The 16,773-nt window shown below is 61.6% G+C and carries 20 protein-coding genes; 13 read left to right on the top strand and 7 right to left on the bottom strand.

All coding sequences use genetic code 11. The features are described 5' to 3' along the window. The 3 genes from ACIQWS_RS00210 to deoA are packed head-to-tail and all read left to right on the top strand — an operon-like array spanning position 1 to position 2,524. Positions 1-408: a cytidine deaminase gene (locus ACIQWS_RS00210; RefSeq protein WP_288192614.1), complete on the top strand. Its 408-nt coding sequence runs from the start codon at positions 1-3 to the stop codon at positions 406-408. Further along, positions 405-1,205, top strand: coding sequence for a purine-nucleoside phosphorylase (locus ACIQWS_RS00215; RefSeq protein WP_403169104.1), 801 nt, complete (start codon positions 405-407; stop codon positions 1,203-1,205). Before ACIQWS_RS00210 ends, ACIQWS_RS00215 begins: the two co-directional genes overlap by 4 nt. A gap of 5 nt (positions 1,206-1,210) precedes the next feature. Then, entirely contained in the window at positions 1,211-2,524 is a 1,314-nt protein-coding gene (gene deoA, locus ACIQWS_RS00220) for a thymidine phosphorylase (RefSeq protein ID WP_403177313.1), read from the top strand. Positions 2,525-2,650: 126 nt separating this feature from the next. On the opposite strand, the gene upp is transcribed toward deoA, so the two are convergent. Together upp and ACIQWS_RS00230 are read right to left on the bottom strand one after the other, a co-directional pair. Continuing rightward, positions 2,651-3,277: a uracil phosphoribosyltransferase gene (gene upp / locus ACIQWS_RS00225; RefSeq protein WP_105733928.1), complete on the bottom strand. Its 627-nt coding sequence runs from the start codon at positions 3,275-3,277 to the stop codon at positions 2,651-2,653. A 30-nt stretch (positions 3,278-3,307) separates the two neighbouring features. After that, positions 3,308-4,327, bottom strand: coding sequence for an adenosine deaminase (locus tag ACIQWS_RS00230; protein ID WP_403169107.1), 1,020 nt, complete (start codon positions 4,325-4,327; stop codon positions 3,308-3,310). A gap of 116 nt (positions 4,328-4,443) precedes the next feature. Here ACIQWS_RS00230 and ubiE point away from each other — a divergent pair, with 116 nt between their 5' ends. The 4 genes from ubiE to ACIQWS_RS00250 all read left to right on the top strand — a co-directional run bounded on the left by ubiE (position 4,444) and on the right by ACIQWS_RS00250 (position 8,910). Then, the gene (gene ubiE, locus ACIQWS_RS00235; protein ID WP_346308383.1) at positions 4,444-5,220 is read left to right on the top strand and encodes a bifunctional demethylmenaquinone methyltransferase/2-methoxy-6-polyprenyl-1,4-benzoquinol methylase UbiE; all 777 of its coding nucleotides are present in this window, start codon (positions 4,444-4,446) and stop codon (positions 5,218-5,220) included. An 8-nt stretch (positions 5,221-5,228) separates the two neighbouring features. Continuing rightward, positions 5,229-6,806, top strand: coding sequence for a 2-polyprenylphenol 6-hydroxylase (ubiB, locus tag ACIQWS_RS00240; protein WP_403169111.1), 1,578 nt, complete (start codon positions 5,229-5,231; stop codon positions 6,804-6,806). Between the two features lie 66 nt (positions 6,807-6,872). After that, positions 6,873-8,267, top strand: a complete 1,395-nt coding sequence (coaBC, locus tag ACIQWS_RS00245) for a bifunctional phosphopantothenoylcysteine decarboxylase/phosphopantothenate--cysteine ligase CoaBC (protein ID WP_403169113.1) — start codon at positions 6,873-6,875, stop codon at positions 8,265-8,267. Between the two features lie 106 nt (positions 8,268-8,373). Then, positions 8,374-8,910: a GNAT family N-acetyltransferase gene (locus tag ACIQWS_RS00250; protein ID WP_403169115.1), complete on the top strand. Its 537-nt coding sequence runs from the start codon at positions 8,374-8,376 to the stop codon at positions 8,908-8,910. 25 nt (positions 8,911-8,935) lie between these two features. Here ACIQWS_RS00250 and ACIQWS_RS00255 read toward each other — a convergent pair whose 3' ends face one another. From ACIQWS_RS00255 to ACIQWS_RS00270, 4 genes are all read right to left on the bottom strand, one after another. Then, positions 8,936-9,301 (bottom strand): hypothetical protein, encoded by a 366-nt coding sequence (locus tag ACIQWS_RS00255; protein WP_346308386.1) that lies wholly within the window; start codon positions 9,299-9,301, stop codon positions 8,936-8,938. A 53-nt stretch (positions 9,302-9,354) separates the two neighbouring features. Continuing rightward, complete coding sequence (locus ACIQWS_RS00260; RefSeq protein WP_346308387.1) at positions 9,355-9,900, bottom strand: SRPBCC family protein; 546 nt, start codon at positions 9,898-9,900, stop codon at positions 9,355-9,357. 4 nt (positions 9,901-9,904) lie between these two features. Beyond that, entirely contained in the window at positions 9,905-10,303 is a 399-nt protein-coding gene (locus tag ACIQWS_RS00265; protein WP_403169118.1) for an ArsR/SmtB family transcription factor, read from the bottom strand. Positions 10,304-10,413: 110 nt separating this feature from the next. After that, positions 10,414-12,003: a peptide chain release factor 3 gene (locus tag ACIQWS_RS00270; protein WP_223612314.1), complete on the bottom strand. Its 1,590-nt coding sequence runs from the start codon at positions 12,001-12,003 to the stop codon at positions 10,414-10,416. A 169-nt stretch (positions 12,004-12,172) separates the two neighbouring features. Here ACIQWS_RS00270 and ACIQWS_RS00275 point away from each other — a divergent pair, with 169 nt between their 5' ends. Together ACIQWS_RS00275 and ACIQWS_RS00280 are read left to right on the top strand one after the other, a co-directional pair. After that, positions 12,173-12,454, top strand: a complete 282-nt coding sequence (locus ACIQWS_RS00275; protein ID WP_403177316.1) for a type II toxin-antitoxin system RelE/ParE family toxin — start codon at positions 12,173-12,175, stop codon at positions 12,452-12,454. 24 nt (positions 12,455-12,478) lie between these two features. Continuing rightward, positions 12,479-12,796: a HigA family addiction module antitoxin gene (locus ACIQWS_RS00280; RefSeq protein WP_403169121.1), complete on the top strand. Its 318-nt coding sequence runs from the start codon at positions 12,479-12,481 to the stop codon at positions 12,794-12,796. Positions 12,797-12,811: 15 nt separating this feature from the next. On the opposite strand, the gene ACIQWS_RS00285 is transcribed toward ACIQWS_RS00280, so the two are convergent. After that, positions 12,812-13,621: a class II glutamine amidotransferase gene (locus tag ACIQWS_RS00285; protein WP_346308390.1), complete on the bottom strand. Its 810-nt coding sequence runs from the start codon at positions 13,619-13,621 to the stop codon at positions 12,812-12,814. 162 nt (positions 13,622-13,783) lie between these two features. On the opposite strand from ACIQWS_RS00285, the gene dut reads away from it, so the two are divergent. Genes dut through ACIQWS_RS00305 form a run of 4 tightly spaced genes read left to right on the top strand, consistent with a single transcriptional unit; the run spans position 13,784 to position 16,766 of the window. Then, positions 13,784-14,269 carry a dUTP diphosphatase gene (gene dut / locus ACIQWS_RS00290; RefSeq protein ID WP_223612312.1) on the top strand — a complete coding sequence of 162 codons (486 nt, stop codon included), beginning with the start codon at positions 13,784-13,786 and terminating at the stop codon, positions 14,267-14,269. 15 nt (positions 14,270-14,284) lie between these two features. Continuing rightward, positions 14,285-15,103 carry an isocitrate lyase/phosphoenolpyruvate mutase family protein gene (locus ACIQWS_RS00295; RefSeq protein ID WP_346308391.1) on the top strand — a complete coding sequence of 273 codons (819 nt, stop codon included), beginning with the start codon at positions 14,285-14,287 and terminating at the stop codon, positions 15,101-15,103. Between the two features lie 2 nt (positions 15,104-15,105). Continuing rightward, entirely contained in the window at positions 15,106-15,762 is a 657-nt protein-coding gene (locus ACIQWS_RS00300; RefSeq protein WP_346308392.1) for an HAD family phosphatase, read from the top strand. Further along, entirely contained in the window at positions 15,762-16,766 is a 1,005-nt protein-coding gene (locus tag ACIQWS_RS00305) for a proline racemase family protein (RefSeq protein ID WP_403169126.1), read from the top strand. The genes ACIQWS_RS00300 and ACIQWS_RS00305 overlap by 1 nt, the downstream gene beginning before the upstream one ends. Positions 16,767-16,773 lie beyond the last annotated feature (7 nt).

Raw genomic sequence — 16,773 nt, forward strand, 5'->3', positions numbered from 1 at the left:
ATGAATACAGACCTGTTCGATGCCGCCTTTGCGGCCATGCAGAAAGCCCATGCGCCCTATTCGCAGTTCCCGGTGGGCGCTGCCGTGCGCACCAGCGATGGCCGGATTTATTCCGGCTGCAACATCGAAGTCATTTCCTATCCGGAGGGATGGTGCGCCGAAACCACCACCCTGTCGCATTTCGTCATGGGCGGCGGCGGTACAATCACTGATATTCTTGTGGTTGCAGAAAAGAAGGCGAAATGCACGCCCTGCGGCGGCTGCCGCCAGCGGCTGGCGGAGTTCGCCGGTCCCGAGACGCGCCTGCACCTGTGTGACAACAACGGCGTCGTCGAAACGCTGACGATGAAGGAGATTTTCCCCTACGGCTTTGAAGCGGAAGTTCTGGGAAAAGGAAGTGCCGCATGATTGCGCCTGCCACCGGAGCGCTCATCCACAAGTTGCAGGGTCTGGCGCCGCGTGTCGCGCTCGTCCTCGGGTCCGGTCTGGGTTCCCTCGTGGATGCGGTCGAGAATGCCATCCGCATTCCCTATGCCGATCTGCCGGGTTTTCCGCACAGCGGTGTCTCCGGCCATGCCGGGGAAGTGGTTGCCGGCTATCTCTCCGGCAAGCCGGTGCTGATGCTGGCGGGCCGCGCCCACTACTACGAAAAGGGCGATGCCGCGGTCATGCGCCCGGTCATGGCGGCGCTGGCCGACCTTGGCATCGAAATGCTGATCCTGACCAATGCGGCGGGCTCGGTGCGCCACGACCTCGCGCCGGGCAGCGTCATGCTGATTGACGATCACATCAACTATTCCGGGCTCAATCCCCTGATCGGCGAAGCCTCCGATCAGCGCTTTGTCGGCATGACGGCTGCCTATGACAGGAAGCTCAAAGATGCCTTTGTCATCGCCGCCGGTGAGGTGGGCGAGAAGCTGCCGATGGGTGTCTATATGTGGTTCTCCGGCCCTTCATTCGAAACACCGGCGGAAATCCGCATGGCACGCACGCTCGGCGCCGATGCGGTTGGCATGTCGACGGTGCCTGAAGTCATTCTCGCCCGCTTCTTCGGCCTGCGGGTTGCCGCCTGTTCGGTCATTACCAATTACGGTGCGGGGATGACCGGAGCGGAACTCTCGCACGAGGAAACCAAGGATGTCGCGCCGAAGGGCGGTGCGCGCCTGCAGACAATTATCCGGGCGCTGGTCCGGGAGATCGGCTGATCATGTTGCTGCCGCAGGAAATCATCCGCCGCAAACGCGATGGGCATGCGCTCGATGCGGCGGATATCACCGCCTTCGTCAACGCCATGAGCTCGGGCGCCATCACCGAAGGGCAGGTTGCCGCCTTTGCCATGGCGGTGTTCTTCAACGGCATGAAGCGCGACGAAGCCGTCGCCCTGACGCTCGCCATGCGCGATTCCGGCGATATTCTCGATTGGTCCGATCTGCCGGGCCCGGCTGTCGACAAGCATTCGACCGGCGGTGTCGGTGACAATGTCTCATTGATGCTGGCGCCCATTGCCGCCGCGTGCGGGGCCTATGTCCCGATGATTTCCGGGCGCGGCCTTGGCCATACAGGCGGCACGCTCGACAAGATGGATTCGATCCCCGGCTATCGCAGCCAGCCGGACAATGCGCTGTTCCGCAAGGTCGTGCACGAGGTCGGCTGCGCCATCATCGGCCAGACCGCCAATCTCGCGCCTGCCGACAAGCGCTTCTATTCCATCCGCGATGTTACAGCCACGGTCGAATCGATCCCGCTGATCACCGCGTCCATCCTGTCGAAAAAACTGTCGGCCGGGCTCAACGCGCTGGTGCTTGATGTGAAATCGGGCAATGGCGCATTCATGGCGCGCAGCCGCGATGCGGTGGCCCTGGCCGAAAGCATTGTCGCGGTGGCAAGCGGCGCGGGATTGACCACCACCGCTTTGCTGACCGACATGAACGAGCCTCTGGCGCTGGCGGCGGGCAATGCCGTGGAAGTGCTCAATGCCGTGGATTTCCTGACCGGCGATCTCCGGGATCCACGCCTTGAAGCGGTGACGCTGGCGCTGGTTGCGGAAATGCTGGTTTCGGCCAAGCTTGCCGCCAGTCCCAAGGTCGCCATGGACAGGGCGCGGGAAGCCCTGAATTCAGGCAAGGCGGCTGATGTTTTTGGCCGCATGGTTGCCGGGCTTGGCGGACCCACCGACTTCGTCTCCCGCGTCCGCCATTATCTGCCGGTTGCCCCGGTGACACTGGAAGTGAAGGCACCGCAGGCAGGATATGTCGCGTCGGTGGAAACCCGGGCGATTGGTGTCGCCGTTGTCGCACTGGGCGGCGGGCGCATCCGCCCGCAGGACCCGGTTGACCACGCGGTGGGCATCACGGCGCTGCAGCCGGTCGGTGCGCTGATGGAAACGGGCGATCCGATTGCCCTTGTCCAAGCGCGCAGCCAGAGCGATGCCGAGGCGGGTGCCCGCGCCATTCTTGCCGCCTATGGTTTCTCCGGCCGCAAGCCGCGCACGGTCAATCCCGTCCTGCGGCGCATTGGCGGGTAACGTTCTCCCGGCACGATCGTTGTGCGTGGTTCGACAAGCTCACCATGAGGGAAGTGGTTTGGCTGCAATCCTCGCTCTCCCTCATGGTGAGCTTGTCGAACCACGCACGGTGTTCTTGCAGCAGACCTATTTCGTCCCGTACATGCGGTCACCGGCATCGCCAAGACCGGGCATGATGTAGCCCTTTTCATTCAGGTGGCTGTCGATGGCCGCGGTGAATACCGGCACATCCGGATGGGCCTTGGTGAAGCGCTCGATGCCTTCCGGTGCCGCAAGCAGGCAGAGGAAGCGGATATTGGTTGCGCCGCGATCCTTCAGCTTCTGGATTGCCGCGATGGCCGAATTGGCGGTCGCCAGCATCGGGTCAACGACGATGATCAGCCGGTTGACGATATCTTCGGGTGCCTTGAAGTAATATTCCACCGGCTGCAGCGTGTCGTGGTCGCGATAAAGGCCGATATGCGCCACGCGCGCGGCGGGCACCAGGTCGAGCATGCCTTCGAGCAGGCCGTTGCCGGCGCGCAGGATCGAGGCGAACACCAGCTTCTTGCCTTCCAGCACCGGCGCATCCATCTCCATCATCGGGGTCTGGATGCGGATGGTGGTCAGTTCGAGATCGCGTGTCACCTCGTAGCAGAGCAGCAGCGAGATTTCCTTGAGCAGCCGCCGGAATCCCGCCGTGGATGTATCCTTGTCGCGCATGATGGTGAGCTTGTGCTGGACAAGCGGATGGGAAACGATCGTAACGCCCATGGAGAACTCCTACTCGAATTTTCCCCGACCTTAGCTGCTTGCAACCGATCCCGCAAAGTCCGCATCCCCGGCACGCACAGTTTTGTCGGCGTCGAGGCGCTCAATCAGGGCGTTTCGCGTGGTTTCATCGATATAGGCGGCCTTGAGCGCTGTCCGCGTGATCTTCGTCAAGGCGTCGTCGTCGCAACCGAAGAACGTGGCGGCGATATCGTACTCCCGCGCAAGGTCCGTATGGAAATAGGGCGGGTCGTCGGAATTCAGCGTGACCGGCACGCCGGCCTTGGCCAGCATGGGGAAGGGGTGGGACGGGAAATCGGCATAGACCTGCAGCGAAATGTTTGAGCCGGGGCAGCATTCCAGAAGGATTTGTTCTTCCGCCAGCCGCCGCACCAGATCCGGATTTTCGATGGCGCGCACGCCATGGCCGATGCGTGACGGCCTGATCGCATCGAGCGCGTCGGCAACGCTTTCCCAGCCGGAAAGCTCGCCCGCATGCACGGTGATGCCGAGGCCGGCATCGCGGGCGACATCGAAAGCCCGGGCGAAATCCCTGGGGTGGTGCATGCGTTCGTCGCCAGCCATGCCGAACCCGGTCACCAGCGGATGCGGGTTTTCGGCGATGTATCTTGCTGCTTCCATCACCGCATCGGGACCCTTATGGCGCAGGCCCGTGGCGATCATGCGCGATTCGATGCCGGTGGCCGCCTTGGCGCGCCGCATGCCTTCCGCCAGCCCCTCGATATAGGCGCGCGGCGAAAGCCCGGCGCTGATCGCATGGTCGGTGGAGATGAATACTTCCGAATAGATCGCGTCCTGCGCGCTGAGGGACAACAGGTAATCCTCGGTCAGATCCGCATAATCCTCCTGCGTGCGGAACAGTGCCGAGGCCTGATCATAGGCGCGCAGGAAGGAGGTGAAGTCGTGCCAGACGAACCGGCCGTCGACGATGAAGGCCGAAACATCGGCGCCATATTTGCCGGCTTTTCGCTCGACGAGGGCGGGAGAGGCGGCGCCTTCGACGTGACAATGCAGTTCGGCCTTCAACACCATGGGCGGTCTCCATTCGACAAAATGTGCAGCGCGTCGCTTCATCGCGCAACAGACAATAGCCTTCTGCGTTTCAATCTTCTATGCTCCGCCCGCAAAAGAGATCAGCAGGTAGCACAATGAGCCAGCAACGCACCGGTGCCCATGGCGGCATGGAAACGTCCTTCGGTTTTCAGGATGTCGGCGACGGAGAAAAGCAGACACGCGTCAATGACGTGTTTCACCGCGTCGCCAAGCGCTACGATGTGATGAACGATCTGATGTCCGGCGGACTGCACCGCGTCTGGAAGGATTCGATGATCGCCTGGCTTGCCCCGTCCAAGACATCGAACTGGAAGACACTCGATGTCGCCGGCGGCACGGGCGATATCGCCTTCCGCATCATCGAGGCTTCGAATCGCAATGCCCACGCCACCGTGCTCGACATCAACGGCTCGATGCTGGGCGTCGGCCGTGATCGCGCGGCGAAAAAAGGCCTTGCCGATAATACCGAGTTTGTTGAAGCCAATGCCGAGGAACTGCCGTTCGAGGATGCCAGCTTCGACGCCTATACCATCGCCTTCGGCATCCGCAACGTGCCGCATATCGACCGCGCTCTGGCGGAAGCCTATCGTGTGCTGAAGCCGGGCGGCCGCTTCCTCTGCCTTGAATTTTCCGAAGTGGAACTGCCGGTTCTCGACAAGATTTACGACGCCTGGTCGTTCAATGCGATTCCGAAAATCGGCAAGGCGGTCACGGGGGATGCGGATTCCTACCAGTATCTGGTGGAATCTATCCGCAAATTCCCCCGCCAGGCGGATTTCGCCGAGATGATCCGCACGGCAGGTTTCGAGCGGGTGAGCTGGCGCAACTTTACCGGCGGTATCGCTGCCCTGCATTCCGGCTGGAAATTGTGACGTTCTGAATGAGTAAGTTTACCGCAACATTTCGCCTGATCCGGGCCGGATGGATCATGACGCGCGAAGGCGTTATTTCCGCACTGCCCGCCGAAGGCCTGAGCGGCCTTCCCGCATTCGGCCACCGCATCGCCGGGCTGCTGGCAAGGCGGCGCGCCCGCACGGCCCGTCGTTCCGAGCGCATGTCGCGCGCCATCAACAAGCTCGGGCCGTCCTATGTCAAGCTGGGCCAGTTCCTGGCAACGCGGCCGGATGTGGTCGGCACCGAAGTGGCTGACGATCTGGCGCTGCTGCAGGATCAGCTTGATTTCTTCCCGATGGAAGCGTCGGTCAAGGCCATCGAGGGTTCGCTCGGCCGTCCCGTCGATGATCTCTATGTCAACCTGGGCGAACCCATTGCCGCAGCATCGATTGCGCAGGTTCACCCCGCCTATGTCAGAACAGGCGGCGAGGACCGCAAGGTCGCCGTCAAGGTTGTCCGGCCGGGCGTGCGCCAGCGCTTCAACAACGATCTGGAAAGCTTCTTCCTCGTGGCAAAGTGGCAGGAGCGCTACGTGCCCGCAACACGCCGCCTGCGTCCGATCGAAGTGACGCGCACCCTGGCGCAGACGACGCGGATCGAGATGGATCTGCGGCTGGAAGCGGCTGCGCTTTCGGAAATCGGCGAAAACACCAAGGACGATCCGGGCTTCCGCGTGCCGACCGTTGATTGGGAGCGCACGGGGCGCGATGTGCTGACGCTCGAGTGGATCGACGGCATCAAGATGTCGGATATCGATGGCCTGCGCGCCGCCGGTCATAATCTTGTCGGTCTTGCCGAAACACTGATCCAGTCCTTCCTGCGCCATACATTGCGCGATGGCTTCTTTCATGCCGACATGCATCCCGGCAACATGTTCGTCGATGATCGCGGGCACATCGTTGCCGTGGATTTCGGCATCACCGGGCGGCTCGGCAAGAAGGAGCGGCGGTTTCTCGCGGAAATCCTCTACGGCTTCATCACGCGTGACTATGTCCGTGTCGCCGAGGTGCATTTCGAGGCGGGCTATGTGCCGCATCACCATGATGTGGCGAGCTTTGCCCAGGCCATCCGCGCCATTGGCGAACCCATCCATGGCCAGCCCGCCGAAACCATTTCCATGGCCAAGCTCCTGACCCTGCTGTTCGAGGTCACCGAGCTTTTCGATATGGAGACCCGGCCGGAACTGGTCATGCTGCAGAAGACCATGGTGGTGGTGGAAGGCGTCTCCCGCACGCTCGATCCGCATTTCAACATGTGGAAAGCATCCGAACCTGTCGTGGGCGACTGGATCCGCCGCAATCTCGGCCCGCAGGGAATTCTTGCCGATGCGCGTGAGGGCGTCGGCGCCCTGCTGCATCTCGCCCGTCAGGCGCCCGAGCTCGTTGCACGGGCCGACCGCCTGTCGAAAGAGATGGACCGGATGGCGGAGCAGGGTTTCCGCTTCGATGACGAGACGGCAAAGGCCATCGGCAAGGCGGAGGCGCGGCATACCCGCTCCGGCCGCGTTGCCCTATGGGTGATTGCAATCTGTCTGGTTATCATCACTTACGCCCTTCTTTTCTGAGCTCAATTGCGTTAATGTGATTGCAATGATTGCATTTTATGCAGTCTTTGTTCTCGGAGTGCAATCATGGCGAGCATAACCATCCGCAATCTCGATGATGCGACCAAGGAAAAGCTGCGGCTGCGCGCCGCCGCCCACGGCCGGTCGATGGAAGAGGAGGTGCGCCTCCTGCTTGCGGCGCTGGATGTGCATGCCGGCCCTTCCATCACCCAGGTCTCGGCACCTTCATCAGCGTTGGCTACCGGACCGCTTGCGGGGCGGCATATTCTTCTCATCATCGGCGGCGGCATTGCCGCCTATAAATGTCTCGACCTCATCCGCCGCCTGCGCGAGCGTGGTGCGCATGTGCGCCCGGTGCTGACGAAGGCAGCGGAAGAGTTTGTCACGCCCCTATCCGTCGGTGCACTGGCCGCGGACAAGGTCTTTACCGATCTGTTCTCCCGTGAGGACGAGCACGATGTCGGGCATATCCGCCTGTCGCGCGAAGCGGATCTCATTGTTGTGGCTCCGGCAACGGCGGATCTCATGGCAAAAATGGCGGGCGGTCTGGCCAACGATCTCGCCTCGGCGGTACTGCTGGCAACCGACAAGCCCGTCCTGATTGCACCGGCCATGAATCCGAAAATGTGGACGCATCCGGCAACCCGGCGCAACCGAACGACCCTTGCCAATGATGGCATCCGCTTTGTCGGGCCGAACAGCGGCGAGATGGCCGAAAGCGGCGAGGCGGGTGCCGGGCGCATGGCCGAGCCTTTGGAGATCGTCGCCGCGATTGAAAAGTGTCTCGACAAAGGGCCGAAGCCGCTCGCCGGAAAAACCATTGTCATGACCTCCGGCCCGACACACGAGCCCATCGATCCCGTGCGCTATATCGCCAATCGTTCTTCCGGCAAGCAGGGACATGCCATCGCCGCCGCGCTGGCGCGGCTGGGTGCAACGGTGCATCTGGTCTCCGGGCCGGTGACCATCGCCGACCCCGAGGGCGTGTCGGTCACCCACGTGGAATCCGCGCGCGACATGCGCGATGCCGTGGAACGGTTGCTGCCCGCCGATGCGGCTGTGATGGTTGCGGCCGTCGCCGACTGGCGCACGGCAAACGAAGCGGGCGAAAAGATCAAGAAGCAGCCGGGTGCGGCGGCCCCAGCCCTGCAGATGGTGGAAAATCCCGATATTCTCGCCGGGGTCGGGCACAGCAAGCAGCGCCCGCGCCTCGTGGTGGGGTTTGCTGCGGAGACTCAGGACCTGCTCGCCAATGCACGCAAGAAGCTCGACAAGAAAGGCGCCGACTGGATTGTTGCCAACGATGTCAGCCACGCCACCGGCGTGATGGGCGGCGACCGCAATGCCGTGCGCATTGTCACGCGTTCCGGTGTCGAAGAGTGGCCCGACATGAGCAAGGAAGAGGTGGCGGAACGGCTGGCCGCCCGGATCGCTGCCGCCTTGCAGACGATCGAAGTGTGATGCCGGAATGCCAGTAAGGTAAGCACATGCTTACGCGATAAGCCGTTTGACTTGATGCACAATAATCTCCAGAAAACCCAATATCATTGCTGAAGACGGAATCCCCATGACCGCCACCACCACGCCTATCGTTGAAACCGAACGCCTCATTCTGCGCGCACACAGGCTGGAAGATTTTGAGGCGCTGCATAGCCTGTGGACGCAACCGGCGGTTTATGAATTCATTTCAGGCAAGCCGTCGACCCGCGAGGCTTCCTGGGGCCGATTGCTCAAATATGCCGGTCTCTGGACCTTGAACGGCTATGGATTCTGGGCGGTGGAGGACAAGGCCACGGGCCGCTATGTCGGCGATATCGGCTTTGCCAATTTCCTGCGTGATATCGAACCACCCTTCGGCGACACGCCGGAGATGGGCTGGGTCCTCGCGCCGGAAATCCACGGCAAGGGCTATGCCAGTGAAGCGCTTGCGGCGGCTGCGGCGTGGGGCGACGGTTTTTTCAGGCAGGACCGGGCCCTGTGCATCATTTCGCCGGAAAACACCGCTTCGCTCCGGGTGGCGGAAAAGACCGGCTTCGCCCGGATTGGCACGGCCGATTATACCGGCGAAACGGTCCTGCTGCTCGAGCGCAGGTTCAAGCGCTGATTGGGCAACAGTAGCCGGTCAGCGCTTACCACCCTTCACCCTTCTGCGATATGTGGTGGACGATCTGGCAGGGACTGGCAATCCAGAAATCCCGGTGGCCCTCCGGCAGCGCCTCGATTGCATCGCAGCGGACAACGCCGGCAGCGTTCAGGTGTGCCGCCGCCGCACCGGCATCGTCCGCAGCAATTTCCAGCCACAGTTCCGCCTGGCTCATGCCGGGCACCCGGTCGATCCACAGCTGGTTCGAGCCGAAATGGAACCCGACATGGGGAGGGTGGTTGTCGAGGGGTTTCAGGCCGATCACATCGCGGTAGAAGGCGACCGTTGCCTCATACTGGTGCGGCGGAACTTTCATGGCGATGTTGTGGTTGCCTTCATAGCGCGGTTTCATGCGAGGTCATCCTTCCGGGAATGTGGTGCGCCAGCATTGACGCAGCGAAAATGTCACGCGGGCAGCGCCCTGTCATATTCAGCCTCGAGGTGCTCCAGCTTCGCCCAGAAATCTGCGGTTTCGGCCCCGTTCAGCACGTTGATCAGCACGCTCAGATGCGTGTGCCAGCCGCTGGCGACGCTGACCATGGCGCCATGATCGGCGAGACGGCTGTGGGTGAGGGTCAGCAGGGTGTCGTCGCCGGCCGCCTGCAGTTCAAAACTCACCTCCGATGCCGTGCCATTGCCCTCTTCCCATGTGAAGGACAGGTATGTCGGCGGCTCGCAGCGTATGACCTTCCCGATATTCCGGTGGCCTTCATATTTCCGGTACTTTTCCGGGGTGGGCGCGGTGGACAATTCGGAATGGCGGAAGGTCAGTTCCACCGGTCCGCCGGCATGGCCCGCCATCGGCCCCTTGGCGAGCCATTTTCCGCGCTTTTCCGCGTCGGTGAGATAGGCCCATACGCGTTCCACCGGACCGGGAAGCAGCCGTTCGATGCGTACGGTGCGCGGGGCTGTTGCAATGCCAAGCTGGTCGTTTCCCTGATGCAGGCTCATCGTTCTACTCCTTGGTATCCGGTTTGGATTTGGGGGCCTTGCGGGCCCCGTGTTTCGCCGTGTCGGCAAGCGCACGGTCCTCCGCGCGCAGAATATCTTCCAGATCGTCGAGCCGTTCCTGCCAGAACTGCTCGTAATAGCGCAGCCATTCCTGCGCTTCGGCCAGCCGGGCCGCCTGCAGGGCGCAGATGTGGGTCCGGCCCTGCACGTGCCGCCGCACCAGCCCGGCCGCTTCGAGCACCTTGATGTGCTTGGATGCGCCGGCGAGCGACATGTTGAACGGCGTCGCCAGTTCGCTGACGGTGCGCTCGCTGGTCGACAGCCGATGCAGCATGGCTCTCCGCGTCGGGTCGGAGAGGGCATGGAAAACGGCGTCGAGCGTGGGTGTGCTATATTCAACCATAAGGTTTAATATAGCTATGCGATTTCAATTGTCAACCATTTGGTTGAATAAATGCGCGAGGCCGATCAAGGCGACGAACAGCGGTCAGTCCGGTTGAAGGGCAGGCGGGCTCAGGCGGCTTTTTCGCGGACCTGATAATCCTTGATCGCGGCGAAGCGGATAGCCTTCCAGCGCTCGGCTTCATAGGACAGCGAGAAGGAATTCTGCGCCAGGAACACCGGATCATTGTCGAGATCGTGGGCGATATCGGCCCGGTGTGCGTTGATGAAGCGCTGCAGCTCCGCCGGGTCATCGGCCGAGATCCAGCGCGCAATGGTGAAGCGTGCGGGCTCGAAGCCGACGGGAAGCGTGTATTCGACTTTCAGCCGCTCGGTCAGGACGTCGATCTGCAGGGCGCCGACCACGCCGACGATGGCGGGCGAACCGTCATCGGGCAGGAACAACTGGACAACGCCTTCTTCCGCCATCTGTTGCAGCGCCTCGCGCAGCTTCTTTGCCTTCATCGCATCGTCGAGCCGCACGCGGCGCAGGATTTCTGGGGCAAAGTTCGGCACGCCGCGGAACAGGATGTCTTCGCCTTCCGTCAGCGTGTCGCCGATGCGCAAGGTGCCATGGTTGGGAATGCCCACCACATCGCCGGCCCAGGCTTCGTCAGCAATCTGGCGGCTGCGGGCGAAGAAGAACTGCGGTGCCGACAGGCTCATCGGCTTGCCGGTGCGCACCAGCTTGGCTTTCATGCCGCGTGACAGTTTGCCGGAGCAGACGCGCAGGAAGGCGATGCGGTCGCGATGGTTCGGGTCCATGTTGGCCTGGATCTTGAAGACAAATCCGGTCATCTTGTCTTCGGTCGCTTCAACGCGGCGGATATCGGCATCCTGCGCGCGCGGGCTCGGCCCGAAATCGCAGAAGGCTTCGATCAGATCGCGCACGCCGTAATTGCGCAGCGCCGAACCGAAATAGACCGGCGTCATATGGCCTTCGCGGAATGATTGCAGATCGAAGGGATTGCAGGCATCGCGCGCCAGGGTCACCTCGTCGATCCACGCCTGGCGTTCGTTCTCGGGCAGCAGGCCGGAGGCACCGGCGGCTTCCGGTCCGTTGACCGGTGTCGGCTTTTCCTCTTCATCGCGGCGCCGCACGGTATTGTCCTGCAGGTTGTAGGTGCCGGCAAAGCTCTTGCCGCGTCCGATCGGCCAGGTGATCGGGGCGGTGTCGAGCGCCAGTTTCTGCTCGATTTCGTCGAGGATTTCGTAGGGGTCGCGGCTTTCCCGGTCCATCTTGTTGACGAAGGTGACGATCGGAATATCGCGCATGCGGCAGACTTCGAAGAGTTTCAGCGTCCGCGCCTCGATACCCTTGGCGGCGTCGATGACCATGACGGCGCTGTCGACGGCGGTGAGCGTGCGGTAGGTGTCGTCGGCGAAATCTTCGTGGCCGGGCGTATCCAGAAGGTTGAAGATGCAGTCCTTGTACTCGAAGGTCATCACCGAGGTGACGACCGAGATGCCGCGATCCCGTTCGATGTTCATCCAGTCGGAGCGTGTCTGGATACGGTCCTTCTTGGCCTTGACCTCGCCGGCAAGCTGGATCGCTCCGCCGAACAGCAGCAGCTTTTCGGTCAGCGTGGTTTTACCGGCGTCCGGGTGCGCGATGATCGCAAACGTACGGCGTTTCGAAACGGGATGGTCGGCAGAAGACATGAAGCGGCTCAAATTTCTTAATCGTAGGGTTGCGCGCCTTCTATCAGCCGGAGGCCTTGCCGTCGACTGTCAATTCCAAGGCGCCTTCTACGAAGGTTGTATCACGGCGTGATACATTTTGTTTGACCGGTGAATGCGCGGCGGTAGAATAGCTGCATTTGAGGCGATAATGATATGTTCATTCAAGGACAAATGGACGGAGGCAATTTTACACGGGGTAGCGCCGAGAGGGTTTCCGGAAATCGTGCTTCAACGCGCTCGTCGCAAGCTTACCATGATCCAGCATGCGACCTCACTTAAGGATCTCCTTGCGCCTCCCGCCAATCGCTTGGAGGCCCTTCAAGGGGATCGAAAGGGACAACATTCGATCCGTATCAATGACCAATGGCGGGTCTGTTTCATTTGGACAGAGGCGGGCGCCAAGCAGGTTGAAATTACGGATTATCACTAGGTCTAGACTCCGGAAGGAAAAAGCATGTTGGGAAAAAACGGTTTACCTCCCATCCATCCCGGTGAAATTATACGGGAGGAGTTTCTCGAACCCTTGAAGATGAGTGCTGGTGCCTTGGCGAAAGCGCTGCATGTTCCGCGGACACGTATCGAGCGTCTGGTTGCGGAGAAGACGGCGGTCACTCCCGATACGGCGCTGCGGCTGGGAAAATATTTCAACACGTCCGCAGAGTTCTGGCTGAACATGCAGATGTCCTACGATCTCAAGATCGAAACCCGCGACAAGCGGACTGAAATCGACAGGATCGTCGCGCTCAAGCGCAAAGCCGACAAAGCGGCGTAGTCAAAATTTTGGAATTTACACTTTCTCCAGCACCGGCCCGGATTTTTCCTGTGCCATGAACGGCTCGATGGCGATGCGCTTGCTGTTCTTGACGGTCACGAAACTGTTCGGCGGCACCGGCATCCAGTTTTCCGCTTCTCCGTCCAGCGGTTCCGAGACGACGCACAGGCCCGAGCTCGGTGCGAGCGTCGCCGTGTAAAGCGTCGGGGCAAAGCGGTCGGTGGCGTAGCGCACTGCGTAGAGCTGTGTCCCGTCGGAAAATGCCGCGGTCAGCCGGATGAAGGGCGGCACGCCGGCGCGCTCCGCCTCGGCGGTGATGACATTGACCGTTTCAACGAGAGACTGCGCCGGGTCCTTGTCCAGGCCGTGCTGCAGCATCAGCAAGAAAATCAGCTCCGAATCCGTCGATCCCAGCTTCTGCACATAGAGCGCATCGTCGAGCTTGGCTTCCAGCCCGCGCCGCAGCCGGTCGAAATGGCCGATCTGTCCGTTGTGCATGAAACTCCATTGGCCCGAGACGAACGGATGGCAATTGGTCCGGCTGGTCGAGCCGCCGGTGGAGGCGCGCACATGGGCGAGAAACAGGTGCGACCGGATCTGCCGCGACAGGCTCTTCAGGTTCTGGTCGGACCAGGCAGGGAGAATATCGCGGTAAAGGCCGGGTTCCGGCCGCTCACCATACCAGGCAACGCCGAAACCATCGCCATTGGTGCGGGTCTTGGCCTCGTGCGCATCATGGCTCTGGGCGATCAGTGAATGGCAGGGCGAAGCAATGACATCTTCGAGATAAAGCTGAGGTCCGAGATAGGCTGCCCATCGACACATGATTCACCCGATTCACTCTTGATACGACTGACAATAGCGCGTCGCGCGGCGCTTGGGAATCGTCAGGTTCAGCCACTGCTAGAAAGAGATTGTGTGCAAACAATGATCCGGACAAATCTTGTGAGTTGACCAATCCGGCGGACTGGTGAAAAAGGTGATCTCATGTCTCAATCATCCGATTCCGCACGTCACGTGCATCCCGCTCTCGGTCTTGTCCGGTTGCCGCATGGGCGGGACCTCGATTTGCCCGCCTATGAAACCCCCGGCTCGGCCGGAATGGACCTGCGCGCCGCAGTGCCCGAGGACCGTCCGTTGCTGCTTTTGCCCGGCCGCCGCGCCCTGGTGCCGACCGGCCTCGTCTTCGAGATCCCGCAAGGCTATGAAGCGCAGGTAAGGCCGCGTTCCGGCCTTGCCCTCAAGCACGGAATTACCTGCCTCAACACACCGGGGACCATTGATTCCGACTACCGGGGTGAGGTAAAAGTAATCCTGATCAATCTTGGAGATGACGACTTCTACGTCGAGCGTGGCATGCGCATCGCGCAGGTCGTGCTGGCGCCGGTCGTGCAGCTCGAGGTTGAAGAACGGCAGCATGCCAGCGAAACGGCACGCGGTGCCGGAGGGTTCGGGTCAACGGGCACGTCGTAATCGCGGGAGGATAGCATGGACAAGGGCAAGGTTTTCCGTCAGCTGCATCAGGGACCGGAAATTCTGCTGATGCCCAATCCATGGGATCCCGGCACGACCCGGTTCCTCGCGTCGCTCGGCTTCAAGGCGCTCGCCACCAGCAGCGCCGGGTTTGCCTTTTCGCGTGCTTTGCCCGATGGCGGCGTCGCCTTCGATGTCATGATGCAGCATTGCCGTGATCTCGTGGCAGCAACGGATCTTCCCATTTCCGGTGATCTGGAAAAGGGCAAGGGTGACAGCGCCGACAGCGCCGGCGAGACCATCTTCGCCGCCGAAGCCGCCGGTCTTGCCGGCTGCTCCATCGAGGATTTTTCCGGCGATGCGGACAAGCCGATCTATGATTTCGACCATGCGGTCGAGCGTGTCTACGCGGCGGCGGAAGCCGCGCGGGCGCTGAAGAGCGATTTCGTCTTCACGGCGCGTGCCGAGAATTTCCTGCATGGCCGTGCCGATCTCGACGACACGATCAAGCGGTTGCAGGCATTTGAACGGGCCGGTGCCGATGTGCTTTTTGCGCCCGGCATTTCCGATCTCGAGAGCATCCGCACGATCTGTGCCTCCGTGTCGAAGCCAGTCAATGTCCTCGCGCCGGCATCATTAAGCGTCAGCACGCTGAAATCCGTCGGCGTGCGCCGCGTTTCACTCGGGCCGCGGCTGACCACCGCCGCCTTCACCGCCATTCGCGATGCGGCCCGCGAAGTGCTCGACAAGGGCACGTTCGAATTCTCAAAAACCGGCGTGACGTTCGGGGAGCTGCAAAAGCTCTACGCGCAGGACGCAGACAAGGAAGATTAAGCATGACTCGCCCCGATCTGGTGATTTTCGACTGTGACGGGGTCCTGGTCGATACCGAAGCCCTTGCCAATCAGCATCTGATCAAGATGCTCAATGCCGCGGGCTATCCCATCACCTTCGATGAGGCGCGCAAGAACCTCTGCGGCATGCCGATGCGCGCGGTGAAGGAGAAGGTGGAGGCGCAAGGCTATTCCCTTGGCGACGATTTTGTCGAGCGCTGGTATCAGGCCATTCCCGTCATTTTTGAAAACGGCGTCGACGCCATTCCGCACATCGAAACGGTCATCGATGCGGTGAAGGAAGCGCAACTGTCCTATTGCGTGGCCTCCTCCGCCAATGTGGAAAAAATGCACCTGACGCTGGGGAAAACCGGGCTGATCGGCCATTTCCATGATGTGCTGTACAGTGCATCCATGGTGGCGCGCGGCAAGCCGTTCCCCGATCTCTTCCTGCATGCGGCCAGGGAAATGGGCTTCGAGCCGTCCCGCTCCGTGGTGATCGAGGACAGCGTGGCGGGAACAACGGCGGGAACGGCGGCCGGCATGCGGGTGTTTTCCTATTGCGGCGATGCGCATGCCGACCATGAAGGTCTCGTCGCGGCGGGCGGTATCCTCTTCGACGACATGCGCAAGCTGCCTGCGCTTCTGGGCATCGCCTGATGGCCGTGCCGCTCAGCGTCATCGACATGCACACCGGCGGCGAGCCCCTGCGCATCATCACCGGCGGCTATCCCGTCCTGCCGAAAGGCACGATCCTGGAGAAGCGCGCCTATGTCCGGGACAATCTCGACGCCTTGCGCAAAATCCTGATGTTCGAGCCGCGCGGCCATTTCGACATGTATGGCGCGCTGCTGGTGGAGCCGAACCTGCCCGGCGCCGATCTCGCCGTGCTGTTCATGCACAATGAGGGCTATTCGACGATGTGCGGCCACGCCATCATCGCGCTTGGCCGCTATGCCATCGATTACGGCCTTGTTGAGAAGGTCGAGCCGGTTACGACGGTCCGCATCGAATGCCCCTGCGGCATGGTGGTGGCCTCCGTCGAGGTGAAGGACGGTAAGTCCGCCAGCGTCTCCTTCGAAAGCGTCCCGGCCTTTCTGTTTGCCGGGGACCGGACCATCCATCTGCCGCCCTATGGCGACGTGACGTTCGACGTGGCCTATGGCGGCGCCTATTACGCGCTCGCCCATTGCAGCCAGTTCGGCCTTGAATTCGGCCGCGATCCCGCACGCAAATTCATCGAGGCGGCAACATTGCTCACCGAAGCGGTGAAGGACGCCGTGCCGCTGGCGCACCCGGATCACAGCGACCTTGCCTTCCTTTATGGTTCCATCCTCACCGACGGTCTCGACGGCTGGTCGGAAGCGCCGACAAAGAATGTCTGCATTTTCGCCGATGCGCAGCTCGACCGCTCGCCGACGGGGTCGGGTGTGACGGCGCGGCTGGCTGCCATGCACGCCAAGGGCCAGATTCATGCAACCGAAGCGCGGATTTTCGAAAGCATTGTCGGTTCGCGTTTTGCCGGGGCTGTCGCCTCGCTCACCAGGGCGGGACCCTTCGACGCCATCACGGCGCGTGTCTCCGGCCATGCCTATTACAGCGGCAAGGCGGAGTTCATCGTTGAAGACGATGATCCGCTCGGACAGGGGTTTCTGGTTCTCTAGTGGGAAG

Origin of the sequence: Phyllobacterium sp. NPDC097923, assembly GCF_044760925.1 — a bacterium.
Classification (GTDB): Bacteria; Pseudomonadota; Alphaproteobacteria; order Rhizobiales; family Rhizobiaceae; genus Phyllobacterium; species Phyllobacterium calauticae.